Origin of the sequence: Luteolibacter sp. Populi, from assembly GCF_040801775.1 — a bacterium.
Lineage (GTDB): Bacteria > Verrucomicrobiota > Verrucomicrobiia > Verrucomicrobiales > Akkermansiaceae > Haloferula.
Window position 1 is genome coordinate 2,309,253 of sequence record NZ_CP161812.1, and the last position, 25,439, is coordinate 2,334,691.

Annotated in this window: 15 protein-coding genes and 1 tRNA gene; 13 read left to right on the forward strand and 3 right to left on the reverse strand. The window is 62.5% G+C overall.

Annotated elements, in window-relative coordinates; genetic code table 11:
* Positions 1-11 precede the first annotated feature (11 nt).
* On the forward strand, positions 12-1,355 hold the full coding sequence (locus ABWK72_RS09140; RefSeq protein ID WP_367874481.1) for a DUF1501 domain-containing protein: 1,344 nt from the start codon (positions 12-14) through the stop codon (positions 1,353-1,355).
* Positions 1,356-1,361: 6 nt separating this feature from the next.
* On the opposite strand, the gene ABWK72_RS09145 is transcribed toward ABWK72_RS09140, so the two are convergent.
* Complete coding sequence (locus ABWK72_RS09145) at positions 1,362-2,912, reverse strand: exo-alpha-sialidase (RefSeq protein WP_367874482.1); 1,551 nt, start codon at positions 2,910-2,912, stop codon at positions 1,362-1,364.
* Between the two features lie 526 nt (positions 2,913-3,438).
* Between ABWK72_RS09145 and ABWK72_RS09150 the strand changes: the two genes are divergently transcribed.
* The 9 genes from ABWK72_RS09150 to ABWK72_RS09190 all read left to right on the forward strand — a co-directional run bounded on the left by ABWK72_RS09150 (position 3,439) and on the right by ABWK72_RS09190 (position 17,228).
* Entirely contained in the window at positions 3,439-6,735 is a 3,297-nt protein-coding gene (locus tag ABWK72_RS09150) for an outer membrane beta-barrel protein (protein ID WP_367874483.1), read from the forward strand.
* A gap of 145 nt (positions 6,736-6,880) precedes the next feature.
* Positions 6,881-10,159, forward strand: a complete 3,279-nt coding sequence (locus ABWK72_RS09155) for a hypothetical protein (protein ID WP_367874484.1) — start codon at positions 6,881-6,883, stop codon at positions 10,157-10,159.
* An 83-nt stretch (positions 10,160-10,242) separates the two neighbouring features.
* The gene (locus tag ABWK72_RS09160; RefSeq protein WP_367874485.1) at positions 10,243-11,031 is read left to right on the forward strand and encodes a DUF3450 family protein; all 789 of its coding nucleotides are present in this window, start codon (positions 10,243-10,245) and stop codon (positions 11,029-11,031) included.
* Entirely contained in the window at positions 11,028-12,590 is a 1,563-nt protein-coding gene (locus tag ABWK72_RS09165; RefSeq protein ID WP_367874486.1) for a MotA/TolQ/ExbB proton channel family protein, read from the forward strand. Before ABWK72_RS09160 ends, ABWK72_RS09165 begins: the two co-directional genes overlap by 4 nt.
* Positions 12,591-12,623: 33 nt before the next feature.
* The gene (locus ABWK72_RS09170; RefSeq protein ID WP_367874487.1) at positions 12,624-13,028 is read left to right on the forward strand and encodes an ExbD/TolR family protein; all 405 of its coding nucleotides are present in this window, start codon (positions 12,624-12,626) and stop codon (positions 13,026-13,028) included.
* A 21-nt stretch (positions 13,029-13,049) separates the two neighbouring features.
* Positions 13,050-13,751: an energy transducer TonB gene (locus tag ABWK72_RS09175; RefSeq protein WP_367874488.1), complete on the forward strand. Its 702-nt coding sequence runs from the start codon at positions 13,050-13,052 to the stop codon at positions 13,749-13,751.
* Between the two features lie 8 nt (positions 13,752-13,759).
* Positions 13,760-15,262: a tetratricopeptide repeat protein gene (locus ABWK72_RS09180; RefSeq protein ID WP_367874489.1), complete on the forward strand. Its 1,503-nt coding sequence runs from the start codon at positions 13,760-13,762 to the stop codon at positions 15,260-15,262.
* A gap of 5 nt (positions 15,263-15,267) precedes the next feature.
* Positions 15,268-16,602, forward strand: a complete 1,335-nt coding sequence (locus ABWK72_RS09185; protein ID WP_367874490.1) for a porin — start codon at positions 15,268-15,270, stop codon at positions 16,600-16,602.
* A gap of 14 nt (positions 16,603-16,616) precedes the next feature.
* On the forward strand, positions 16,617-17,228 hold the full coding sequence (locus ABWK72_RS09190; protein WP_367874491.1) for a hypothetical protein: 612 nt from the start codon (positions 16,617-16,619) through the stop codon (positions 17,226-17,228).
* A 311-nt stretch (positions 17,229-17,539) separates the two neighbouring features.
* Here the strand turns inward: ABWK72_RS09190 and ABWK72_RS09195 are convergent.
* Positions 17,540-17,616, reverse strand: a tRNA-Arg gene (locus ABWK72_RS09195).
* Positions 17,617-18,247: 631 nt separating this feature from the next.
* On the opposite strand from ABWK72_RS09195, the gene ABWK72_RS09200 reads away from it, so the two are divergent.
* Complete coding sequence (locus ABWK72_RS09200) at positions 18,248-18,883, forward strand: hypothetical protein (RefSeq protein WP_367874492.1); 636 nt, start codon at positions 18,248-18,250, stop codon at positions 18,881-18,883.
* Between the two features lie 936 nt (positions 18,884-19,819).
* On the opposite strand, the gene nadA is transcribed toward ABWK72_RS09200, so the two are convergent.
* The gene (gene nadA / locus ABWK72_RS09205; protein ID WP_367874493.1) at positions 19,820-20,758 is read right to left on the reverse strand and encodes a quinolinate synthase NadA; all 939 of its coding nucleotides are present in this window, start codon (positions 20,756-20,758) and stop codon (positions 19,820-19,822) included.
* Between the two features lie 277 nt (positions 20,759-21,035).
* Between nadA and ABWK72_RS09210 the strand changes: the two genes are divergently transcribed.
* Both ABWK72_RS09210 and ABWK72_RS09215 read left to right on the forward strand, forming a co-directional pair.
* The gene (locus ABWK72_RS09210; protein ID WP_367874494.1) at positions 21,036-24,122 is read left to right on the forward strand and encodes a type I restriction endonuclease subunit R; all 3,087 of its coding nucleotides are present in this window, start codon (positions 21,036-21,038) and stop codon (positions 24,120-24,122) included.
* Positions 24,112-25,395, forward strand: coding sequence for a restriction endonuclease subunit S (locus tag ABWK72_RS09215; protein ID WP_367874495.1), 1,284 nt, complete (start codon positions 24,112-24,114; stop codon positions 25,393-25,395). The genes ABWK72_RS09210 and ABWK72_RS09215 overlap by 11 nt, the downstream gene beginning before the upstream one ends.
* The last annotated feature ends 44 nt before the right edge of the window (positions 25,396-25,439 follow it).

Below are 25,439 nucleotides of genomic sequence, written 5' to 3' on the forward strand. Positions count from 1 at the left end.
GCCAATCCGTCATGAACTCACGCCGTTCCATCCTGAAATCCGCCGGTGCCGGCTTCGGCTACCTGGCCCTCGCCGGGCTGTTAGGTCAGCAACGCTTGCTAGCGGGCGAGGCCAGTCCGCTGCTGCCGAAGCTGCCGCACTTCAAGGCCCGTGCGAAGCGCATCATTTTCGTCTTCATGGAAGGGGCGATGTCGGGGATCGACACCTTCGACTACAAACCGGAGGTGCAGGCCAACGATGGCAAGACCGGACCGGGCGGTGGCCGGTTAACGGCTTCCAAGTTCGCCTTCAAACAATACGGGCAGACCGGAAGCTGGTTTTCCGAGCTGCTGCCGAACATTGCGACGCATGCCGACAAATTCTGCTGGCTGCGGGGCCTGCATACGGACACGCCCGCCCACCCGCAGGCGGTGGTCCAGCTTCACACCGGCAGCGCGAATGCCGCGCTCACCCGGCCGAGCATGGGTGCGTGGCTGCTCTACGGCCTGGGCACCGATAACCAAGACCTGCCCGGCTATATCACCATCAATCCCTCCCCGAACTTCGGCGGTGCGGTGAACTATGGCAGCGCCTTCCTGCCCGCGCACTTCCAAGGCACGAAGCTCACCGATGCCGGCTTCATGGCCAATCTCAAGGCCCAGGCGGAGGCCGCCTCGCAACGCCGTCAGCTCGATCTGGTGCAGTCCATGAACCGCGACTTCGCCGCCGCGCCCGGCGCACCGGATCCGGTGGACGGCATCATCGCTTCCTACGAGCTGGGCTTCCGCATGCAGGACAAGGTGCCGGCCCTGCTCGATATCTCGAAGGAACCGCAACACGTCCGCGAAGCCTACGGGGTCAAGGATGGACCCGCGGGTGCCTTCGCGCGGCAGTGCCTGATGGCCCGCCGCCTGAGCGAGGCCGGCGTCCGCTTCGTCGAGATCTGCCAGCCCGGCTGGGACCACCACAACAACCTCCACAAGGGCCTGATCGAGCGCTCCGGAAACGTCGACCAGGCCACCGCGGCGCTGCTTACCGATCTGGAGCAGCGCGGGTTGTTAGAGGACACGCTGGTGCTCTTCGGTTCCGAGTTCGGTCGCCAGCCGACGGCGCAGGGTCAGGACGGACGCGACCACAATATCACCGGCTACTCGATGTTTCTCGCCGGTGGCGGGGTCAAGGCGGGCTACACCCATGGCGGGACCGACGAATTCGGCGTCAAGGCCGTGGAAGGCCAGATGCACACCAATGACCTGCACGCCACGCTGCTCGCGCTCATGGGCCTGGATCACGAGGCGCTGACCTATCCGTATGGCGGGCGCGACTTCCGGCTCACCGATGTCGCGGGGAAAGTGGCAACGGAGATTTTCGCATGACTACCTCTACTCCTTCGGCAGGATCAGGATGCTGCCGGTCCAATTCCCGCGCGGCAGTACCAGCAGCTCGCCCTTCTTGAGAGGCCGGGAGAGGACCTGCACGCGGGTATTGCCGCTGTCGTTGTAGCCGAACTCTTCATTCTCCTTTTCCCAGCCGGAGAGATTCGCCGCATTCCCGCCGAACGAGGTGGCAATGCGGACCGTGGCATCGCGCCTGGCAGTGACGCTGAGCGAGGCCTTCTCACCACCGCCGAGGCGGGTGAAGGATGAGCCGGCCAGAGACGGGGGCACGGCATCCCAGACGTAGGCCCGGTTCGAGAAGGCGACCGCGCCATTCCTGAGTTCGGCGATGTCGAAGCCGCCGCCCTTGAGCGAGAAGTCCACCGTCTCACGGGTGAGGCCCGCGGCTTCGGACATCGGCGCGTCGTCCTTACGGGTGAGCTTACGGAAGTTCTGCCAGCGGTGGAAGGTCAGGAAGTTCGCGTCATGATGGTTGCGCGCGCCGCCCTCGTCATCATCCCAGGCGGTGCGGCAGGCGGCGATCAGGTCGCTACCGTCGAATTGCCAATCGACATACTGGAAGCCGTGCTTCGCAAGATCCGGGTGGTAGAGGAGAATGGAGCGGATCTCCCAATTACGAAGATCATCGGAGAAGACCAATGCCAGAGTATTGCGGATGCTGGCGGGACGGCCGGCTCCGGCGTGGCGCTCCGGGATGATGGAGGCCAGCGTCCAGTAGCCGGGACCGGCGGGATCCTTGCGGATGGTGAACTTCTTGGCGCCGCCGGGCATCTCGATGAAGTCCTTCGCGGGATCGAAGCTAGCGGAGGTACCGTCCTCCGAGATGCGGACGATGGCGGCTTTCTCGGGAACATGCGATTGATCGACGCGGAGGAGATCGACCATGTTTCCCTCTGGATCGACCACGGCATTACCCTCCAGCCAGGCGGTGAAGTCTCCGCCTAGCCAAGTGGCATCGCGGGCCATCGGATTGGAAAAGGTCCAGCTCTTCGGGTCGAGCAGGTCGGCATCCGCGGGTGCGGACATCATGCGGGCCCGGTAGCGTTCGCCCCACTTGGTGCCGCCATCGGCGTCTTCGATCGCGCGCCAGATCCGGCCGCCGTGCTCGATCACCGGCATCGGCGCGGTGTGCCATGCGCCTTCCGCAAGCACGGCCTCGCGCCACTCCGTGCCGCCGTCATCGGAGCGGCGGGCGATCACGCGGCCATGATGCTTGTCGGTGCCGAGGGTGTAGACGGACTTCCCGCGGGTGAAGAGGCCGGTCCAGAAGAAGCCCTCGAAGTCCCGCACATGCTGCCAGGACGCGCCCTTGTCAGTGGAGCGATAGAGTCGGCCACGGGCCAGGTCGTGCTCCTTGCTCGCGGGGCCGAAGAGATCGTGGCTGGCGAGGTAGCTGCCATCCGGCAGCACGCAGAGCGATGGGGAGCCGATGTAGAGCCGCTGCGAGGCCGGGCTGTGATGGATCACCACGCCCGGCGGCGGTTCCGCGGCCCATGTGGAGCAGACCAGGGCGGCGAGGAGGAGAAGGGCTTTCATGCGTGGATCCCGATACGACCGAAGATCCGGATTCCTGACGCCGGAAGCACCGCGGATCAAGCGTTGTGACGGAATCGTAACGAGGGTGCTCTTCGCCGCCGCTTGGGGGGTGGCTATCGACTCGAAGCTTTTACCGGCTCCGATGCCTCCCCTCTCCGACCTCCCTCCACTACCTTTTCGAGATCGGGATTGGCTGAGAATCGCCGTTGCCAGTGTCACGAATTTTGCCCTGCTTGCCGGCCCCTGTCATGGCTTTGTCGAGGCAGAGCTTCCCACGGAGCCGGTCCGCATGGACTACCTGCTGGTGGCGCTGCTACCGGCGCCCCGGCAGGCGATGCCGGACGCTCCACCAATCACCGCTGCGCCATTTGATCTGACGACTCCGTCACGCAACGCGTTCTGGCGTTCGCCTGAAGCTGCACCCGCGCGGGCGAGGACTCTGGTGGAAGAGTGGCGATCCGCCGCCCCGCCGGTGCATCGCAATTTCCATGCGGTTCCCGGAATCCGGAGGAGACCGGCGGACAGCATGCCTGAAGCTCCCTGGCAACCCGGTCAATTGCCAGCCGGGGTCGACCCTGCTCCCCCGCCGGGGCTCTTCGGTGCCCTGCCGATGGAGCGCCAGATCGGGAATGGCGTGATCATCGGCGAAGTATCCGATTCGACCACCCTCGACCCGATCGCCGGGGCGATCGTCGATATCATCGGCACCGGCCGCGCCGCGGAATCCGATGCGCGGGGAAAGTTCCGGATCGACGGGCTGCCGCAGGGTGACTTCACCGCGGAAGCCTCCGCGCTCAACTACACGCCGGGCACGCTGGGCGTGAGCCCGAACCCGACAGCCCCTGTTCAACTCCGCTTCAGCTTGCGCAAGAAGCCGGTGGAAAGCGGGACCGATGAGTACATGCTGGATGAAGAAAGCGTTGTCGGGGAATACCAGGAATCCGCCGAGGCCAACCTCTTCACGGATCTCGCCGTCGAGCAGACGATCACCTCCTCGATCAGCAAGGAAGAGTTCACGCAGAAGAACATCAGCGATGCCGCGGGGGCCGTCGGCAAGATCTCCGGGGCGAACATCGTCGGCGGGAAGTTCGCCGTGGTGCGGGGCCTGGCGGACCGCTACGTCACCACGCTTTTCAACGGTGCCTCGATCTCATCCGCGGATCCTTCCCGCAAGGCGGTGCAGCTCGACATCTTCCCGACGGTCGCGCTGCAGGGGATCGACATCGCCAAGACCTACGATGCGAGCATGCCGGGCGACTTCGGCGGCGGCACGATCAAGATCAAGTCGCTGAGCATTCCGCAGGAGCGGTTCGCGGAGTTCAAATACAAGATGACTTGGAACTCGAATCTCGGGGACCGGATGCTGGTGCATCCCGACCGCGAGCTCGGTGCCTGGGGCGACGTGGACAAGCCCATCCCCGATTCGTACATGTGGAATACCGACGCGCTCGGCAATCCCACCAGTTTCAATGCGGGCGGCAACCGCGTCACTCCCGGCAACAGCAACCGCAACCCCGCCCAGCAACAGGCCCAGATCGATGAGGCATTGAGGCAGCAGGCCCTCGCGGACCGGGCCAAGGCCGGACAGAAGGCCTTGCACGGCTCGCAGTCCTTCATGCCGAAGGTGGCGAAGCCGGAGGAAGGCGAGAACCTTTCCCTGGTCTATGGCGACCGCGTCGAACTTGAGAACGGCGGGGAATTCGGATTCGTGACCGCCTTCCAGCGCGGGCAGCACGATGAGGTGAACTCCGCCGGTCAGGAGAACCGGCTGACTTCGCCAGCACGCTCGTGGACCGAGGAAAGCTATGCGAGGGAGGTCGATTGGTCGATCTATGCAAGCGCGGGATACCGGCCGAGCGAGGACCATGAGTTCAACTTCACCTACTTCAGGAAGCGCATCGCAACCGACGAGATCACCCACGGCACCGATTTCCAGATTGCGGGCAGCGATGTTTACGGAGCCTTCGCGAAGAACGACGCGGCGATCGACCGCTACGGCGCCTCCGCGGTCTACAACAAGGAATTCTGGACCATCGATCCGATCATCCGCGACACGGAGATCCTGCAGCTCTCCGGTGCCCACAAGAATGACATAGGCACGCGGCTTGGCTGGTCGCTGACCAAGTCCCAGGCCCGCGAGTCGCGCCCGCACAGCAGCACCTATCAGACCGGACAGCTCGACTTCACCGACCCGCGGATCGCGGCCCAGGCCGCCCTCGATCCCAACTTTGTCTACAACCCTTCGCTGGGTAAGATCTCGACGCTCGAGTATCAGACCTTCGTCAACGACGGCAACGGCAGCCAAGACTCCTCCCGCGAGACCCAGTTCATCGAGGAGAACAGCATGGAGGCATCGCTCGACCTCTCGCAGTCGATCTACTTCACCGATGAAAAGGAAGACGGGCCGCGCCTGGATCTTTCCGTCGGCGGCAGCAAGCTTACCAAGGAGCGCGAGCAACAGGGCCGCATCTATCTTCTCAAGACCGCAAGCTGGGAGCGCTGGATCGCACGCAATCCCCCGAGCTGGTGGCCGAGCGACGGCTCCATCCCGCCCTTCTCCCCCGGCTCCCCGCTCGCGGGCAACAAGCTTCCCAACGGTGATCCGCTGCCTTCCGGCTACAATACCTTGGGCGAATACCTGGCCAAGAATCCGGACAAGCTCCTGGAATATTTCAACGGCTACGGCAGCGAGAACACCGGCCGCATCCCGGGGACCGGCTCCGGCACCACGAGTGCGAATTACGTCCTTCCCGACGCACCCTACTACGTCAACGGCTCCGGTCTCGAGGTCCGGAACGTCGACAGTGAGTTGGGCCTCACGGCTCTCTATACTTCCGCCACCTTCCACGGGGATTTCTGGCGTGCCGGCGGCGGCGCCCGATGGGAGGAAGAGACCAAGAGCTACCAGATCGCTCCCGATCCTCTAACACGGCTGGAGCCGGATGACCCCTCGCGCTTCGGTTCGGTCACCACCACCGCGTTCGTCCCTTCGATCGTCGCCGGGATCGATCTCATCCCCGACAAGTCTTGGATGAACTTCGCGTGGTCACGCACGGTCGCGCGCCCCACCTTCCACGAGTTCCTCCCCATCGAGTCGATCTCCCAGGACACGGGCATCGTCCGGCGCGGCAATCCCGACCTGACGGAGACCTCCATCGACAATCTCGACTTGTCCTTGGACTACGTGTTCAACGAGGAGTTCAACATCCGCGGCTCGCTCTTCCACAAAACGCTCACCGACCCGATCGTGGTCGTGCAACGCGTTGACCAAGGCGTGAATAGCAATACCTACGTCAACGGTAACACGGGCACGATCGATGGCTTCGAGCTCGAAGGGAATTGGCGTCAGAAGGACGGTCCATTCTCCATCACCGGGAACTATACCTTTATCGACTCAACGCTGGAATACGAGGTTAACCAGGGCATCAACGTAACCTCGCTGGAGACCCGCTTCCCTTACCAGCCGAGCCAGATCCTGAACCTGACGCTTGGCTGGGCTCCGGAGGATGGAAATTGGAGCGCCTTCCTCACCTCCAATTTCACTGACGAGTATCCGACGGTCTTGCGCAGCGATCCATCCGCCTACGATGTCTGGCTGAAACCGCAATTCACCCTCGATCTGGTGGTCGCCCGCAAGATCGACTTCGGGCTGTTCGACGGCACGGTGACCTTGGGATTCAGGAACCTGCTCGACGGGACCCGTGACTACGAATACCGCGGCGGAGGGGCCAATGGTGGCGGGGGAGGCGAATTCGACGGTCTGGTCTATACCCAGGAGTCACCGGGCCGTTCCTACTCGGTCGAGTTCAAGGCGGTATTCTGACCTCAGCCTTTGGGACTCAGCCGCTCATGCGGCGAAATCGACACAGAAAAACACTCTAGCGCGGAAGGGTCAGCGGAGAGGTTCAAGAGCCCCGCTATTCGGGGCACTACCTCGCTCGACCGACGATACCCATCGCATCTACCCCATGAAACCGACTCCACCTTCCAAGCGGAATCTCCTCGCGCTCGCCGCACTGATGCCCTGCGTCATGCAGGCTGCCCAAATCGACGTCGTTGCCACCCAGACGGTGACGTCCACGCCCTTCGGCCCGAACGTCCGCGCCATCACGGGCAACACAACCTGGACCAAGGACAACATCTATATCCTCAAGGACAAGGTCTTCGTGACCAATGCCGCGACGCTGACCATCGAGCCCGGCACCAAGATTTATTCGAGCAAGAACGTCGATGTCTTCGGCGCGCTGGTGATTACCCGCGGTGCCAAGATCAATGCCGCGGGCACCGCCGCGGAGCCGATCGTCTTCACCACGCTCGATGAACTGGAAGCCGAAACACAGACCGATTCACCTTTCGATCCCGACGCGACCGTGTCGGAATTCCCGACCGCAACGACCGCCGGCCGCTGGGGCGGCGTGGTGATTCTGGGCAGCAGCACGGTCGCCAACTACCTCGGCGCGACCAGCATCGGCGAGGACCGCATCGAGGGCTTCCAGCCCGCCTCCTCCAACGACCTCGACGACGACGGCCGCGCCGACGTGATTGAGTACGGCGGCGTGAATGCCGCGGACAACAGCGGCATCCTCCGCTACGTCTCCATCCGCCACGGTGGCTACGTTTACGCTCCCAACAGTGAAATCAACGGCCTGACCCTCGGCGGCGTCGGCTCCGGCACCACCATCGACCACATCGAGGTCTATGCCAACGCGGATGACGGCATCGAGTTCTTCGGCGGTACGGTCAATACCAGCTACATCGTGCTGGCATTCAACCAGGACGACGGCTTCGACATCGACCAAGGCTACTCCGGCACCAACCAGTTCTGGTTCGGCATCCAGGATCCCTTCCTTTCGGACGGCGTGACCTCCGCCCATGACAACGGCGGCGAGTGGGACGGCGTGACCGGCGCCATCGCCGACAACCCGAACAATTCGGCCCCGGTGATCTATAATGCCACCTTCATCGGCTCCGGCGTCACCGCGGCCAACGGCAACGACAAGGGCAACAACGCGGTCTACCTCGACGACCGCTTCAAGGGCAAGCTCTACAACTCGGTCTTCGACGACTTCAAGGAAGACCTCGTCGAAGCCACCGACGATGGCAAGGGCTCGGGTCTCGAGTTCGGCCACAACACCATCGGTCGTTTCGGCGGCGGCAGCTTCACCGGCACGAACGCCAGCAACCTGACCTACCTCAGCGGTGCCGGCCCTGCGGGCACCTTCTTCGACGCCACCGGTGCGCCGATCAACGGCAACTCGAACGGCGGCGTGAATCCGATGCTCCGCAGCTACAGCCGCGACGGCGGCAACGCCTTGCTTGCGATCGACCCCCGTCCGGAAAGCGGCTCCCCGCTGTTGACCGCGAATGGTGCCACCCTTCAGGCGGGGGCTCCCGTCGCCACCACCTTCCGCGGCGCCTTCGGTGCCGACAACTGGGCGGCCGGCTGGACCAAGTTCGACAGTGCCACTTACTTCAAGCAGAAGGTGGATGTGATCGCCACCCAGACCGTGACCTCCACGCCCTTCGGCGTGAACGTCCACGCCATCACAGCGAACACCACTTGGACCAAGGACAAGATTTACATTCTGACCGACAAGGTCTTCGTAACCAACGCCGCGACCCTGACCATCGAGCCTGGAACCAAGATCTATTCCGCCAAGGACGGCGATGTCTTCGGCGCGCTGGTGATCACCCGCGGTGCCAAGATCAATGCCGCCGGCACCGCCGCGGAGCCGATCGTTTTCACCACCACCGACGAGCTTGAGGCGGAGACCCTGCTCGACTTCGACGGGGACGGTTTTGTGGCAGAAGCTCCCACCACCACCACCGCCGGCCGCTGGGGCGGCGTGGTGATCCTGGGCAGCAGCACGGTCGCCAACTACCTCGGCGTGACAAGCATCGGCGAGGACCGCATCGAGGGCTTCCAGCCCGCCTCCTCCAACGACATCGACGACGACGGCCGCGCCGACGTGATCGAGTACGGCGGCGTGAATGCCGCGGACAACAGCGGCATCCTCCGCTACGTCTCCATCCGCCACGGTGGCTACGTTTACGCTCCCAACAGTGAAATCAACGGCCTGACCCTCGGCGGCGTCGGCTCCGGCACCACCATCGACCACATCGAGGTCTATGCCAACGCGGATGACGGCATCGAGTTCTTCGGCGGCACGGTCAATACCAGCTACATCGTGCTGGCCTTCAACCAGGACGACGGCTTCGACATCGACCAAGGCTACTCCGGCACCAACCAGTTCTGGTTCGGCATCCAGGATCCCTTCCTTTCGGACGGCGTGACCTCCGCCCATGACAACGGCGGCGAGTGGGACGGCGTGACCGGCGCCATCGCCGACAACCCGAACAATTCGGCCCCGGTGATCTATAATGCCACCTTCATCGGCTCCGGCGTCACCGCGGCCAACGGCAACGACAAGGGCAACAACGCGGTCTACCTCGACGACCGCTTCAAGGGCAAGCTCTACAACTCGGTCTTCGACGACTTCAAGGAAGACCTCGTCGAAGCCACCGACGATGGCAAGGGCTCGGGTCTCGAGTTCGGCCACAACACCATCGGTCGTTTCGGCGGCGGCAGTTTCACCGGCACGAATGCCAGCAACCTGACCTACCTCAGCGGTGCCGGCCCTGCGGGCACCTTCTTCGACGCCTCCGGTGCGCCGATCAACGGCAACTCGAACGGCGGCGTGAATCCGAAGTTCCGCAGCTACAGCCGCGACGTTGACAACACCTTGCTCTCGGTCGATCCCCGTCCGGCAAGCGGCTCCCCACTCCTCAGCGCCAGCCTTCAGGCCGGCGCGCCGGTGGCGGTGGGCTACCGCGGCGCCTTCGGCGCCGACAACTGGGCGGCCGGCTGGACCAAGATGAGCTTCGCCAGGATTCTCCTGGGTGAAGTTCCAGCTTCCGGCGGCGGCGAGCCACCGTTCGCGGACGCGGACAACGACGGCATCTCCGACACCCTCGAAGGAACTCCGGCGCTCCAAGAACTCGGATTCTCGGTGGGCACGAATAACTCGGGCCTCTTCGGTTCGATTTATACGGAAGCCGGCATCCTCAACCTCGTCACCGGCAATCAGGTGATGATCCAAAGGACCGGGACCGATGTGACGCTCAAAATCCCGCTGTTCCGTTCCTCCGACCTGAGCCTCTTCACTCCTGCTCCGGACCTCGAAGCGACCTTCCCGGCGGTTCCCGCCGCGGAGTTCTACCGCATCGAGATTCCCGGTGCTGAATGAGTAAACCGCCAATTTGACGAAACCGTCACATCGGGGCCATCGGCAAATGCCGGTGGCCCCTTTTTGCTTTCTGCCGTTCCGTTATGCGTCCCTCCTGCCTGATTTTTGGTATCGTCTTCGCCTCCTTTCCCCTGATGGCGCAGGAGCACGCCGCTCCGGCCGATGGGCCCGAGGCTCTCCGCGGCTCGGTCCGCGAGTGGATGGAAACCATGCAGAAAATCCAGAAGGAGGAGGATGCCTGGGAGAAGGACCGCGAAGTATTGAAGGGTTACAAGGAAGGCCTCGAAAAGGAAATCGAGGACCTGAAGGAACAAATCGATCGGGCTAAGACGCGCAAGGAAGGCGGCGACAAGCAATCCTTAGACGAGGTCGCGGAGCGTGACCGCTACGCCGCGGCCCAGGATGAACTGGCACGGCAGGTCCGGACTCTCGAGGAAGGCCTCTCTTCCCGGCTCAAGCTCGTCCCTGGACCCCTGCTCCGGCAAGCCAAGGTCGCCCAAGGTGTCGAAGTTCTCAAGCAAGGCCTCCAACTGCCTCCGGACAAGCTCTCGGAGGACGTCTCGAAGCGGCTTTTCAATGCCGTGGAACTGCTCGCGGAGATCGAAAAATTCCAGCAACTCGTCCACGTCCGCGCGGAGCTTCACAAGGACTCCCAAGGTCGCGAGTTCAAGATGCAGGTGGTGTATTTCGGCCTCGCGATGGCCTACGGCGTCAATGAGGACAGCAGCTTCGCGCTCGTCGGCCGGCCCGGACAGGACGGCTGGAAATTCGAGGAGCGCGCGGCCATCGCGCCGCAGATCCAGGCACTCGTCGCCTCCGCCACCAGCGAGAAAGACGCCACCTTTACCCAGCTCCCGCTCATCCAGCCATGACCCGACTTTTGTCAATCGCCGCAGCGGCCTCCATCGCCGCGGCGCTTTCTTCCCCTGCCGCAAGTCCGGTCGAGACCGCCCGCGATTCCATTAAGAAGGCCGCTTCGGAACTTCTCTCGACCCAGAAGGAATACTCCGATCTCCGGCTCGGCCTGTATCGCGAGGTCAACAAGCTGGATGACGAGGTGCTGACCCTCACGAAGGAACTCCGCACACTGGAGCGCGACGAAGAACTGCGCACCTCGAAGATTCGCAGCCTAGAGCGCGAACTCGAGACCCGGAAGGTCGATTTCACCTATGCCTCCGGCGTGCTGAACCAGTATGCCAAGGCGATCGTCACGCGGATCCATCCGGCGGAGAGCCAGCTCTACAAGCAGCAGTTCGAAAGCCACGATCAAAAGGCCACCGCTTCCGTGGGCGACCCGAAGTCCGAACTGACGGAACGCTTCCAGATCCTTCAATTGGGGCTCCAACGCTTGTCTGAAGTCGCGGGCGGCCATCGCTTCCATGGCAAGGGACTGGGGCGCGGTGGTCAGGCGATTGAAGGCACCCTGCTGCTCGCGGGCCCCTCGGTGTTCTTCGCCTCGACGGACAAGTCCTTCGAAGGCGTCGCTTCCGCAGCCGATACCGGTGCCAATCTCCCCGCCATCGTGCCGCTTGCCGATACCAAGGGCAGCATCGGCCAAGCCATCGAGAAAGGCGAAGGCACGGTGCCGCTCGATGCCACCAATGGCCGAGCCATCGAGCAGGCCCTGAAAAACCCCGAAGGAAGTCACAGCGGCGCGATGGAGCACATGATGCTCTTCGGGGACATCGCCAAGAACATGATGTTCGACGGCTGGATCGCCATTGGCATCTGCGTGCTGATGATCGCGGTCGGCTGGACCGTCGCGGCCCGGAAATTTTTCTACCTGAATTCGATCCAGAAGGGCACGACCGAGTTCCTGCGGCAGTGGAACCTGCTCTCCTCCGATCTCACCGCGATCGACCATGGGGACACGAGCAGCGTGAAGAGCTTCGGCGGCAATGCGGATTCAGCCACGCAAACCTTGGTGCAGAAATCGCCGCTCTATCAGATCTACCACATCGGTTCGGAGGAGATCCGCCACCGCCTCGAGCAGGACCGGATTCGCAAGAAGGGCCTCTCCGGCCGCTCGATCCAGGCGATCCGCGCGGCACTGGATGCCGGCTTGGTCCGCATGAATCACAAGCTGACCAACGGACTGATCTATCTCACGATCAGCATCGCCGGCGGCCCCTATGTCGGCCTGCTGGGCACGGTGGTCGGCGTGATGATCACCTTCGCGATCATCTCGAAGGTGGGGGAAGTGGACGTGAACGCCATCGCACCCGGCATCGCCTCCGCGCTGCTGGCGACGGTCGCCGGCCTGGTCGTCGCGATTCCCGCGCTCTTCGTTTACTCCTACCTGAACAGCCGGATCAAAAACATCACGGGCGAGATGCAGGTCTTCATCGACGAATTCGTGGCCAAGATGGCCGAGTTTTATCAAGGCACCGACAATGCCAATTCCGCGGCGGTGGTCTCCCAAAAGGAATAGCCCGCCAAGTCCAATTCCCACCTGAACAATCCAATGGCCTCCGCAGACGACAAGAGCTTCGACGACATCAATGTCACGCCGATGGTGGACCTCTACCTGGTGCTGCTGCTGATCTTCATCGTCATGACCGCAGCCGGGGTGAAGGGCATGAAGGTCGAGTTGCCCCGCTCCAGCGACAAGTCGGCGAAGAACCTCAGCGTCCCCAAGATCCAGGCGATCACGGTGGATGCGGAAGGAAAGATCCAGCTCAACACCACGCCGGTGACCTTGGAAGAATTGGAAAGCAAGCTGAGCGCCTTGAAGACCACCACTCCCGACCTGCCGGTGATTGTCCGTGGCGACACCGCCGTGCAGTACCGCGGGGTGATGAGCGTGCTCGACGTGCTCGGACGCCTCGGCATCGACAAGATCGGACTGGCGACGCAAAAGCCGAAGTAGGCGCCAAGCCCTCCGTTTCCCATGGCTTCGCATAACGCCTCCCCGCCGCCAAAAGGCCGGCAACGCCTGCTGATCGGCGGGCTTTTGCTCGCGGTGGTGATCGGCGGCGTGGCTTCGTTTTTCCTGGCTGGCAAGAAGGAGGTGAAGGAGAAGGAAGAGTTCGTCATCGTCGATCTCAGCCTCCCCCCGCCACCTCCTCCCCCGCCGCCTCCCAAGCCACCCGATGAGGAAGCGGTGAAGGAGCCCGAGGAAGATTCAGCGGAGATTGCAGAGGCCGACGCTCCAGACGAGATGTCGGACGAGCCGACCACGGACATCGATCTCGGCATCGATGCCGGCGACCTGGGTGCCGGAACCGGCGGCAGCTTCGTGGTGAGCCTGCCGCGTTTCGGCCGCGGCGGGAAAGGCGGCGGAGGCGGTGGCGATGGCCTCCTCGGCAATGACATGGATTCCCCGCCCGTGCCCGTCAGTAAAATCCAACCGACCTATCCAAACTCGCTCCTAAGCAAGGGCACCGGTGGCAAGGTCCTCGTCACCTGCATGGTGGATGAGAGCGGCAAGGTAGTCTCCGCCACGGTGAAGCAATCCGCCGGTCACCCGGATCTCGACAAAGCGGCCATCGCTGCCGTGACCAAATGGAAATTCAAACCGGCCAGCAAAGGCGGCCGGAATGTCCGCGCGAGCTGCGTGGTACCCTTCAATTTCGAAGTGAAGAAGAACTGATCCTCCCGATGCGATCCCTCGTCCCCATACTTCTCCTCACGGCAGCCGGCCTCATGCAGGCCCGCGCCGAGACGTTCAATGCCCCCGCGATCCTTTTCCGCGATCCGCAGTTCAAGAAGGACCTCGTAGGCAGCTACGGCATCCTCTCGGACATCGAGCCGAAGGTCTCCGCGGAGGAGCAGGCGCTGCTGGGGAAGGTCGGCGAACTCTTCGAGAAGAGCCAGTTCATTGCCGCGGAGCAGGAAGTCGTGCGCTTCATCAAGGAGGTGGAAGCTCCCACCGATCCGGAGAAAAAGCCCGGCGACATCAGCGCCGCCATGGTCTTCGTCCTCGGCAATCTTTATTTCTCCTCCGACCGCACGGAAGAAGCACGCCGCGCCTTCCTCGAAGCCATCCGCCGCTTCCCGCGCTTCCGTCGCGCGCACACGAATCTCGGCTACCTCTACATTTCCAAGAATCAGATCGAGGAAGCCGTGCCAATCTTCCAGAGGACGATCGAACTCGGCGAAACCAATCCGCGCGTCTATGGCCTGTTAGGCTACTGCTACCTTCAGCAGAAGAATGCACTGGCATCCGAGAACGCCTACCGCCAGGCCTACCTGCTCGATCCGAAGAACCGCGATTGGAAGGTCGGTCTCACCCAAGCCCTGATGCAGCAGGAGAAGCTGGCCGAGGCATGCAGCATGCTCGACACCCTCATCGTCGAGAATCCCGACGACCGCCAGCTTTGGCTCCAGCAGGCCAACGCGCTGATCGGCCAAGGCAAGAAGATGGATGCCGCCGTGAACCTCGAAGTCCTGCGCTTGAAAGGACAGGCCAGCGAAACCGAGCTCAACCTGCTGGGCAATCTCTACATGGAGCAGGGTGAGGCCCAGCTCGCGCTCTTCGCCTACCTCGATGCGATCGAGAAGGCCCCCAAGCTCGACGTGCCGCGCGCCTTGAAATCAGCGCGCATCCTGAACGACTACGGCTACCCGGAGAAAGCGGAAGCCTTCGTGGAAAAGGTGGCGAAGATCGGCAACCTGAGCAGCAAGGACCTGATGGACATGGACCTAGTGCGAGTGAAGATCCACCAAGCCTCCGGCGATACCGCAAAAACCGGCGCTCTCCTGCGCGATCTCTTCACCCGCGATCCCGGCAACGCCGAAGTCCTCCTCGAGCTGGCGCGTCACTACGACACCGTCGCCAAGAACGAGACCGACGAAGCCAAGCGCAGCGAAGCCCTCGGCGAGGCGAAAGTTCACTTCAAGCTCGCGCTGGAAAAGGAAGCCGTCGCCTACGCCGCGAATCTCGGCATGGGCCAACTCCTCGTACGAGAAAAGCAGTATCAAGAAAGCCTGCCCTTCATCGAAAAAGCCGTCGCACTGAAGACCGGAGACAAGGCCAGCCTCGAGCAATACCTCAGCCGCGTGCGCCGTGCCTCCGACCGCGAAACACAGCGCAAGGAACGGGAAGCCGCCGACCGCGCCGAAGCCGAAGCCTCCGGCAAAAAAGCACCCGCCGCCAAATGAAGCCCATGATCCCTGGAATCCCCCTTCCCTCCCTCCGGCGGACCCTGCTGTCCTGCTGCGCGCTCATCCTCACCCCGGCACTACTTCAAGCGAACGAAGCCCTCGACGTGCTGGAGGGCAAGAAGAACGCCACCGATGTACCCTTGCCCCCCGCCCCCGATGACGGCAAGGCCGCGGATGCCGCAGAGGAAGTCATCCCCCTCTCCGATGAATGGGCGGCCAGTCCCCTCGACCCGGTGTGGTCGAAAGCCGTCCTCTTCGATGACCCTTCGAATCCCTACGTCCAGCAGCTCGCCATTAGCGGCCTCTTCCACTGGAGCGGCGCCTGGGGCCACGCCTCCCCGGAAGCCGGCAGCCCGGAGGTGGACCTCGATGGCACCCGCACCCGCCGCGCACGCCTCGGCGCACGCCTTCGCGCCTTCCGCAATACCGAGATTGAAGCCGTCGCGGAGTTCGCCGGCGATTCGAACTTCAATGGCATCGAACGCCTGAAGGGCACCACCCGCATCTTCGACAACGCCTATGTCAGCTACGGCAAGATGAAGCCGCGCTTCTCCATCGAATACTCGACGGAGCCGCAGGACCTCCTCGTTCCGGAGCGCTCTTTCCTGGTGAACATGGTGGCCCCCGCCTCGACCCTCGGGATCATGATCGGCCAGGATACCCCGACCTGGGATTGGGGACTCGGCCTCTTCTCGGGAGACAACGACTCCAACATTCCCAGCATCCAGGGCAATGGCTTCCTCGTGGCAAACCTGGCCTATGAGGAAGCCGGCAAGAGCAGCAAGGGCGGCGGCCTGCGCACCCGCTGGCATGCCGACTACATCTATAACTTCGACGACAACAACAACCCCGCCATCCCGCGCTACGATGTCGCCGGCCGCCGCTCCGCGAACGGCAATCAGCTCATCAAGAACAACCCGGCCTTCCGCCACCTGTTCTCCACCGGCGTCGAGATCGAACAGGGCAAATTCTCCTTCGCCGGTGACTTCATCGTCGCCAGCGGCGATACCGACGCATGGGGCGTTTCCCTCACGCCGAGCTACTGGCTGCTGCCGGGAACCCTGCAAGTGGTCGGCCGCTACCACTTCGCCGACTCCGATCAAAAGGGCGGCCTGGTCGGCGGGATGGGCGTCGGCTCGGACCCCTATTTCGATTCATCGCCGGTCTTCGTCGGGGACGAGTATCACTCCTTCTACTTCGGCACCAATCTCCACGTCTACAAGGACGAGCTGACCATCACCAACGGCATCGAGCATGTCCTTCTGAAGGACGATGCCGGCAGCGGCTTCGATACCGACGCCTGGATCTGGCACTCCGGCGCGCGCCTCTCGTTCTAACAATTTCCCTCCTCGTGAAACTGCTACTCTGCCTCTTTCTTGCCGCCACACTTGCGCAGGCATCGGCATTCGATGAAGCCGCCTTCGGAGTTCACCTGAATGGCTGGCATCGCGATGGCTCGGCACGCTACTCCCTGAACGGCTCGAATTATCGCACCCTCAAGCCCATCAAGACGACCGACACAAACGGCAATACCGTCCTGCGGGTCACCGTGCTCCACGCCGCGAACTCATGGGCGGAAGTCCCCTTCGATCTCGAAGTCACCACCGCCCCTGATGGCACGCTCCAAGGCACCCGCATCAGTGGCAGCCCCCGCGGCCAGAAACTCGACACGGGCCTGATCTCGCCGCCCTCCCCACCGGAAGCCGCAGCCCCCTCAAAAGACCCCGCCTCCGCCGCCACGGAGAAAGCTCGCCCCTCGGATCCCATCTCGGAAATGAAGAGCGCGCTCTTCGCCTCCTTCGACTCCAAAATCGCCACCGCCGCCGAGACCAAGGACACCCGCAAGCGCGATCTCCTCGCCCGCATCGCGGGCCCCGAGCCCATCGACGCCACCGCCATCTCGGCAGGCCTCCGCTACAATCTCGACCTCCTGCTCGGCGGCTCGGCGATGCCATCCAAGTAGTGCTCGCACGCCAGGCAGGCAGGCAGGCAGGGACCTTTCTCCGAAAGGTCCGGCTGGGGACGGCCTGAAGCCTCCCAAACATCGTTTCACTCCCGGTCGCCGCCATCGACCGCTCGGAAAGGGACCCTGTCCTCTCAAGACGGGCTTTCACCGGACCAAGGCCGTCCCACGGTCGCGGAACTCCGGGGTGGTGAGGGGAACTCCAGATGATGAGGGCCTGGAACGAAGACCCATCGCCCCACGGCGTCGGCCCGCCCGAATCCAAACACAAAAAAGCCCCGCAACCGTTTCGGTTGCAGGGCTTTGTAAAGTGGTACACCCGAAGGAACTCGAATCCCTAACCTTCTGATCCGTAGTCAGACGCTCTATCCAATTGAGCTACGGGTGCTTTGATCGCGCCTTGCGGCGCGGGCGGGAAGAAAGCCCATGCCGACGGGGAGTGTCAAGAAATTCGGACGCACGGAGGCGAAATAAGAAGGCTTATGGAGTGCGGCGGCACGACCTCCCCCTTACCCACATCGCGTGTCGTCTGACGCGCCAGCGCCCGGCACCGCGCAGGCTCTGCCCCACAGAAGCCGCCCCGGCAGCACGATCCATCACGATGGTAATGGAAAGCGCCGTCGCCCGGCTGCCGACCCTTCCGTGCCCACGACACTGAGAAACCACTCAAGTGGCTCCGCGCTCCCAGCGGTGGAGCCATCGGTGAAGGGCCATGGAGATGCGGGTAACGGGCCGGGCACGATGCCGCTTTGGCTGCGTTCGCGGGTGGATGAAAAACTCTCGTGGCAAACCCGGCACACCCCCGTCACCACCAAATAGCCGGCCGGCGAGCGCCCGAACGCGACGCCCCGCTCCGCTCCGGACGGGGCTCCAATAGCCCGCGCCTCGCTGAGCGCCTCATCAAACGACCCACCATCACTCACCTCATTTGCTTAAGTTTTATTAATTATACGCGATTATTGATCAGTATTTTATGCGTTTTTTGAACCAAGTTGAGTCATCCGGGTCTGAGAGGGAAAATGGCTCCTAACAAGACGGCATCCGCAATCCCGGCGCACGCACAGGAAGAAAGCACGGCAACGCGCTGGACGTCACTGAAGTGGGTAGCCATCGCGGTTGCAGTAGCATGCATCCCCTTCGCCATCTGGCTGCTCGGCTCGGGCATCGCCTGGGTCACCCCGGCCACCTATCACAGCGGCGTGCTGCTGCGGGTGGAGCCAGGCAATGCGGCGCTCCACGAGCTGAAGTCCGAAGGCGTCATGGGCCCCGCCGCAACCGCTCTCGCCGGCGGCGACGCCGACCCGATGGCCGCCTACCTGCTCTGGTCAAGCATCACCGTGGCCCAGGGCCCCGCGGCGAATCTCATCAAGGTGGAAGCCCGCAGCGCCCGCGCCGAGGAAGCACGCCGCACGGTCCTCGCCGTAGCGGAAGCCTACCGCACCCACCGCAGCCGGGCCGCGGACGGCAGCCCCCTCCCCGCCCTCATCTACGTCGATCCCGTCGAAGTCGCCCCCCTGCGGGTTCCCGACGAGACCCGCATGATGCTCGGCATCGCCGGCCTCGCCTCCATCTGCCTCCTCCTCTGCGTGCCCTTCCTCCGCCGCCTCGAGCAAGCCATGCCCCTCCGCCCCCTCGGCATCCGGGCGGTCGCCTGAGAGCCCCGGCAAAGGGTTGGGAGCACGGCTTCTCAAGCCGCCCTACGGTCCCTCAAAGCCCGCCACCAAGGGCAAGTAGTCCCGCCTTCAGCCGGACGAAGCCACCCTTCAAGCCCGCCATCGTCTGCGGTGCCGCCGCCTTGGAGCGCGTGCAGCCTGCTGCCGCTGTTCCGATGCAGCCCTGATGCGAGGGGCGCTGCAACGGGAAGCCACCCTAATGCCAGTTCCCACGGACGGCCCACTGGGAGCGCCGTGGCACCGCCCGGCAAAGGCCACCCCGGCCCACAAGATTCCGGTGGGTAGAATGGATAGCGACGTCGCGACTCAACATTGGACGTTCGGCGTCCGTCTTCCTCCCCCGCCGAAGTGCCTTCCGCGGCCCCGCCGCCGTGGACTGCGCGCAGCCTGCTGCCGCTGTCCCGATGCAGCCTGCTGCGAGGGGCGCTGCAACGGGAAGCCACCCCCACGCCTCCGCCCCATGCCTGCCCCCGGGACCGCGGAGGCTCTGCCCCGCAGAGGCCACCCCGGCGGCTCAAAAGATTCCGCGGGTGGAATGGATAGCAACGTCGCGACCCATCATTGGGCGTCTGGCGCTCGCCTTCCTCCCCCGCCGAAGTGCCTTCCGCGGCCCCGCCGCCGTGGACTGCGTGCAGCCTGCTGCCGCTGTCCCGATGCAGCCTGCTGCGAGCGGCGCTGCAACGGGAAGCCACCCCCAACGCCTCCGCCCCATGCCTGCCCCCGGGACCGCGGAGGCTCTGCCCCGCAGAAGCCACCCCGGCGGCTCAAAATATTCCGCAGGTGGAATGGATAGCGACGTCGCGATTCATCATTGGGCGCTCGGCGGTGGACGTTCGGCGTCCGCATTCCTCCGCCCCTCCCCCCGCGCAGCGGCACCCCGTTTAAAAATTAGTGCTTAGTAATTAGTAATTCCGCCTCTCACCTCGACTGCTCCAACATCCTCAGCAAAGGCACCTCCGCCCTCCGGCGAATATCCTCCGGCATCTCCACCTGCGGGCTCAGCCGCTCCAGGCAATCGTGCAGCTTCTGCAGCGTGTTCATCTTCATGTAACGGCAATCCGCACACGCACAGCGGTCCGTCGGCCCCGCGATCAGGTTCTTGTCCGGGCACTCCTTCCGCAGCCGGTGCAGCATCCCGCTCTCCGTCACCACGATGATGTCCTTCACCGGTGCATCCCGGCAAAAAGCGATCATCTTCTCCGTCGAGCACACCTCATCGGCCAAAAGGCGCACCGCCTGCGTGCACTCCGGGTGCGCCACCACCAGCGCCTCCGGATACTCCTCCTTGATCTTCCCGATCGAGGCCCGCGTGAATTCCACGTGCACGTAGCAAGACCCCTGCCACAGGTCCATCTTCCGGCCCGTCTGCTCCATCACCCAGGCCCCCAAGTTCGCATCCGGCACGAAGAGGATCGGCCGGTCCGCCGGCGCCTTGTTCACGATCTTCACCGCATTGCCCGACGTGCAGATCACATCGCACAGGGCCTTCACGTGCGCCGAGCAATTGATGTAGGCGATCACGTAGTAATTCTTCTCCGCATGCGCCTGCAGGAAGGCCTCCAGCTCCGGCCCCGGGCACGACTGCTCCAGCGAGCAACCCGCATCCTTGTCCGGCAGCACCACGATCTTCCCCGGGTTCACGATCTTCGCCGTCTCCGCCATGAAGTGCACCCCGCAAAACGCGATCACATCCGCATCCGTCTCCTTCGCATGGTACGCGAGCCCCAGCGAATCCCCCACATAATCCGCAATGTCCTGGATGTCCCCCGTCTGGTAATTGTGGGCCAGGATCACGGCATTGCGCTCCTTCTTCAGCGCAAGAATGGTTTCCTTCAAATCAAGGGCGGCTGCGGGCATGCCGCGACCCTAGAGCCGACTGGCAGAGCGGGCAACTATGGAGGTGGAAATGCCTGACCACCAACAGCCCCAGAAGCACCCTGCTCTCGATAGCCCCTCCAAAGCCCCCCTCATCTTCAGGGCCATAGGCCCGCTCCATACCAGCCTAGGCCGCGAGGCCTAGGGCTCGGATTCACAAGCAGCCAAGGGCTGAAGGCTCGTCCCACCGAGGCCCGCCCTTACGCATATTCGTTCTTCACTCCCCTTCCCGTCCCGTTAGGCTTCACCCGCTCCCCGCATGACCTCCTACCAACACGACCCCGACCGCCATTCTTCCAGGCTCAAGGAGGAACATGTGGAAAGCGGTTTCATCGGGAAGCTTTGCGACCTCAAATATACCTACCGTCGGGACATCCGCGACCGGGCGACGCTTGAAGCCAACTTCCGCGAAAAGTTCGAGGCGCTCAATGGCGTCCGCCTCACCGATAGCGAATTCGCCCGGCTGCTAGATGAGATCGTCACCGATGATGTATTCGCCGCCTCGAAAACCCTCCGCGAAATCAATCACTTCACCCGCGACGACGGCACCCCGCTCAACTACACCCTCGTCAATATCAGCGACTGGTGCAAAAACTCCTACGAGGTTGTCAACCAGCTCCGCATCAATACCGACAACAGCCACCACCGCTACGATGCCCTCATCCTCATCAATGGCATCCCCTCCGTCCAAATCGAGCTGAAGAAATTCAACATCGTCCCGCGCCGCGCCATCGAGCAGATCGTCGAGTACAAGAACCATCCCGGCAATGGCTACACCCGCACCCTCCTCTGCTTCCTCCAGCTCTTCATCGTCAGCAATCAGAACAGGACGCGCTACTTCGCCAACAACAACGCCTGCCACTTCTCCTTCAATGCCGAGGAGCGCTTCCTGCCCATCTACGAGTTCGCCGACGAGAAGAACAAGAAGATCAGCCATCTCGACGAATTCGCTCTGAAGTTCCTGCCAAAGTGCACGCTCGGCCGGACCATCAGCCGCTACATGGTGCTCATCGCCAGCGAGCAAAAGCTCATGATGATGCGCCCCTACCAGGTTTACGCCGTGAAGCGCATCGTCGACTGCATCCACGACGATAGCGGGAATGGCTACATCTGGCACACCACCGGCAGCGGGAAGACGCTCACCTCCTTCAAGGCCGCCACCCTGCTGAAGGACAATCCCGACATCGAGAAATGTCTCTTCGTCGTCGATCGCAAGGACCTCGACCGCCAGACCCGGGAAGAGTTCAACAAATTCCAGGAAGGCTGCGTCGAGGAGAATACCAATACCGCCGCTCTCGTCCGCCGGTTGCTCTCGGATGCCTACGCCGACAAGGTCATCGTCGCCACGATCCAAAAGCTCGGCCTCGCGCTTGACGAGACCAGCAAGCGGAACAAGCAGCGGAAGAAGAACGACCTGCCCACCTACAAGGAACTGCTCGAGCCGCTCCGCGACAAGCGCATCGTCTTCATCTTCGACGAATGCCACCGCTCCCAGTTCGGAGAGCATCACCGGGCCATCAAGGAATTTTTCCCGAAGGCCCAGCTTTTCGGCTTCACCGGCACACCCATCTTCGAGAAGAACGCCACCATCACCCGGATCGAAGGCGATCAGGCCTCACTGCAGACCACCGAGGACCTCTTCCAAAAGGAGCTCCACGCTTACACCATCACGAATGCCATCGATGACGGAAATGTCCTTCGCTTCCACGTCGACTACTACAAGCCGAAGGAGGATGAAGCGGACACGGGCAAGAAGCCAGCAAAGCCGAAGCCCAAGCAGAAGCCCGGCGAAGACATTGCAAAGAAGGCCGTCATTGAGGCCATCTTGTCGAAGCATGATGCCGCCACCGGCCAGCGCCGCTTCAATGCCATCTTCGCCACCGCGTCAATCAATGACGCCATCGAGTATCACAGCCTTCTCAAGACCACGCAGGCGGAGAGGCAGGCGGCCGATCTCGGATTCAAGCCGCTGAATATTGCCTGCGTCTTCTCCCCGCCCGCGGAGGGAGATCAGGACGTGCTCCAGATCCAGGAGGACTTGCCACAGGAAAAGGCCGACAATGAGGAGGACCCGGAGGGGAAGAAGGCCGCGCTCAAGGCCATCCTCGCCGATTACAATGCCCGCTACGGCACCAATCACACCATCAGCCAGTTCGATCTCTACTACCAGGATGTGCAGAAGCGCATCAAGGACCAGCAGTGGCCGAATGCCGACTACCCCCACGCGCAAAAAATCGACATCACCATCGTGGTCGAGATGCTGCTCACCGGCTTCGACTCGAAGTACCTGAACACGCTCTACGTCGACAAGAATCTCAAATACCATGGCTTGATCCAGGCCTTCTCCCGCACGAACCGCGTGCTGAATGGCAGCAAGCCCTACGGGAATGTCCTCGACTTCCGCCAACAGCAGGAGGCTGTGGATGCCGCCATCGCCCTCTTCTCCGGGGAGAAGACCAATGAACAGGCACGGCAAATCTGGCTAGTCGATAAGGCACCCGTCGTCATCCAGAAGCTGGAGGAAGCCGTGCACAAGCTGGACGACTTCATGAAAGCCCAAGGCCTCGAATGCGCGCCCCACGAAGTGGCGAATCTGAAGGGGAATGATGCCAAGGCCGCCTTCATCCAGCACTTCAAGGAAGTGCAGCGGCTCAAGATCCAGCTCGACCAATACACCGACCTCACCGCGGAGAACAAGCAGGCCATCGAGCAAGTCCTGCCGGAGGAGCAGCACCGCGGCTTCCGCGGCATGTATCTGGAAAAGTCCCAGGAGTTGAAGGCCCTACAGGGCAGAGACGGTGATCTCGGGACGCCGGGCGATGAGATAGTCGACCAGATCGATTTCGAGTTCGTCCTCTTCGCCTCCGCCCTCATCGACTACGACTACATCATGGGGCTCATTGCCCGCTTCGCCAATCAGGCACCGGGCAAGGTGAAGATGACCCGCGATGAACTCGTCTCGCTGATCCGTGGACAATCGAACCTGATGGACGATAGCGATGATATCATCGCCTACATCGACTCGCTGAAGGAGGTGAAGGGTGTCACCGAGCAAACCATTCGCGCCGGTTACCTCCGCTTCAAGGGGGACAAGGAAGCCGGCGAGTTGGTGGAAATCGCGGAAAAGCATGGCCTCGCCTCCGCCGCCTTGCAGGCCTTCGTTGCCGGCACGCTTGACCGCATGATCTTCGATGCCGACCAACTCGGGGACATCTTCGCCTCGCTCGACCTGGACTGGAAAGCCCGCGCCCAAGCCGAGTCCGCTCTCATGGAAGATCTGCACCCTCTCCTCACCGAACGCGCCCAAGGCCGCGACATCTCAGGACTCAATGCGTATGAGCAGTAAGGGCAAAGGCAAGGCGAAGGGGAAGGCGGCGGCGAAGACCACGGGCATCGGCATGAAGGGGGAGGGCAAAGCCACACTCGTGCCAAAGCTGCGGTTTCCGCAGTTCCGGCGAGAGGGGTGGGTGAAGAGGAAGGCGGGATCACTATTTGCGAACCGAATTACAAAGGGCGAGCAAGGCCTTCCTATTTATTCGGTCACGACGCACAACGGCATGGTCAAACGCGACTCGATCGATCGGAACTTCTACGACATCGAAGACGCTTCAGGCAATAAGAAGGCGTGCAAGAATGACATTGCCTACAACATGATGCGAATGTGGCAGGGCGCGTCGGGCGTCGCGCCAGTAGATTGCTTGGTAAGCCCTGCCTATATCGTGCTTGCACCCCGGAAAGACGCTGACCCGGCTTTCTTTCAATTCTTGTTCAAATTGCCCGAGACACTGCTCCTGCTGACATCTCACTCACGGGGTCTCACCAAAGATCGCTTACGCCTGTACTACGATAATTTTGCTCGTATCCCTTTGCTGTGTCCGACACCTGCGGAACAACAAAGGATCGCTGAGTGCCTGAGTTCGGTGGACGAAATGATCGCGGCTCAAGCGCGGAAAGTGGAAGAGTTCAAGACCCATAAAAAAGGGCTAATGCAGGAACTTTTCCCCCGCGAAGGCGAGACCCGACCCCGCCTCCGCTTCCGGGAATTCCGGAAAAAAAAGGAGTGGGAGCCAAAACGGCTTTCCTCTGAAATTGATTTGATCTCAGGGATGCATCTTCCGCCCGAACAATATAGTCCAGCCGGAGATGTTCCCTATTTCTCCGGACCCTCTGATTACACAGACGAGATCAAAAGCATCACAAAGTGGACCAAACGATCAGCAAATATGGCTGCACCGGATGACACCCTCATAACAGTTAAAGGAAGTGGGGTTGGGGAAGTTTGGTATTCGACCTTTCCTGCGGTCGCAATGGGGCGGCAGCTCATGGCCATTCGCTCCAAACAGGGCTCAAGCCGCTTTATTTTTCAGTTTCTTCTGACGAAGAAGACACGGTTTGAGGATTTAGGCTCGGGCAATTTAATCCCCGGTCTTTCTAGGGCCGACATTCTTGAGATGGAAGCGCACTTCCCCTCGCCAGCCGAACAACAACGCATCGCCGACTGCCTCTCCTCTCTCGACACCCTCGTCACCGCCGCGACCCAGAAGCTCGACGCCCTCAAGCTCCACAAGAAGGCTCTGATGCAGCAGCTCTTCCCAGCGCCGGAGGAGGTGGAGGCATGAGCCGGGCGGGATTTCGCCCGGTTTCAATTTGTGACACAGTGCGT

Bases quoted from the DNA above. Each gene is read 5' to 3' on its own strand.
- ABWK72_RS09140 (WP_367874481.1), top strand. From the start codon at position 12: ATGAACTCACGCCGTTCCATCCTGAAATCCGCCGGTGCCGGCTTCGGC.
- ABWK72_RS09145 (WP_367874482.1), bottom strand. From the start codon at position 2,912: ATGAAAGCCCTTCTCCTCCTCGCCGCCCTGGTCTGCTCCACATGGGCC.
- ABWK72_RS09150 (WP_367874483.1), top strand. From the start codon at position 3,439: ATGCCTGAAGCTCCCTGGCAACCCGGTCAATTGCCAGCCGGGGTCGAC.
- ABWK72_RS09155 (WP_367874484.1), top strand. From the start codon at position 6,881: ATGAAACCGACTCCACCTTCCAAGCGGAATCTCCTCGCGCTCGCCGCA.
- ABWK72_RS09160 (WP_367874485.1), top strand. From the start codon at position 10,243: ATGCGTCCCTCCTGCCTGATTTTTGGTATCGTCTTCGCCTCCTTTCCC.
- ABWK72_RS09165 (WP_367874486.1), top strand. From the start codon at position 11,028: ATGACCCGACTTTTGTCAATCGCCGCAGCGGCCTCCATCGCCGCGGCG.
- ABWK72_RS09170 (WP_367874487.1), top strand. From the start codon at position 12,624: ATGGCCTCCGCAGACGACAAGAGCTTCGACGACATCAATGTCACGCCG.
- ABWK72_RS09175 (WP_367874488.1), top strand. From the start codon at position 13,050: ATGGCTTCGCATAACGCCTCCCCGCCGCCAAAAGGCCGGCAACGCCTG.
- ABWK72_RS09180 (WP_367874489.1), top strand. From the start codon at position 13,760: ATGCGATCCCTCGTCCCCATACTTCTCCTCACGGCAGCCGGCCTCATG.
- ABWK72_RS09185 (WP_367874490.1), top strand. From the start codon at position 15,268: ATGATCCCTGGAATCCCCCTTCCCTCCCTCCGGCGGACCCTGCTGTCC.
- ABWK72_RS09200 (WP_367874492.1), top strand. From the start codon at position 18,248: ATGGCTCCTAACAAGACGGCATCCGCAATCCCGGCGCACGCACAGGAA.
- nadA (WP_367874493.1), bottom strand. From the start codon at position 20,758: ATGCCCGCAGCCGCCCTTGATTTGAAGGAAACCATTCTTGCGCTGAAG.
- ABWK72_RS09210 (WP_367874494.1), top strand. From the start codon at position 21,036: ATGACCTCCTACCAACACGACCCCGACCGCCATTCTTCCAGGCTCAAG.
- ABWK72_RS09215 (WP_367874495.1), top strand. From the start codon at position 24,112: ATGAGCAGTAAGGGCAAAGGCAAGGCGAAGGGGAAGGCGGCGGCGAAG.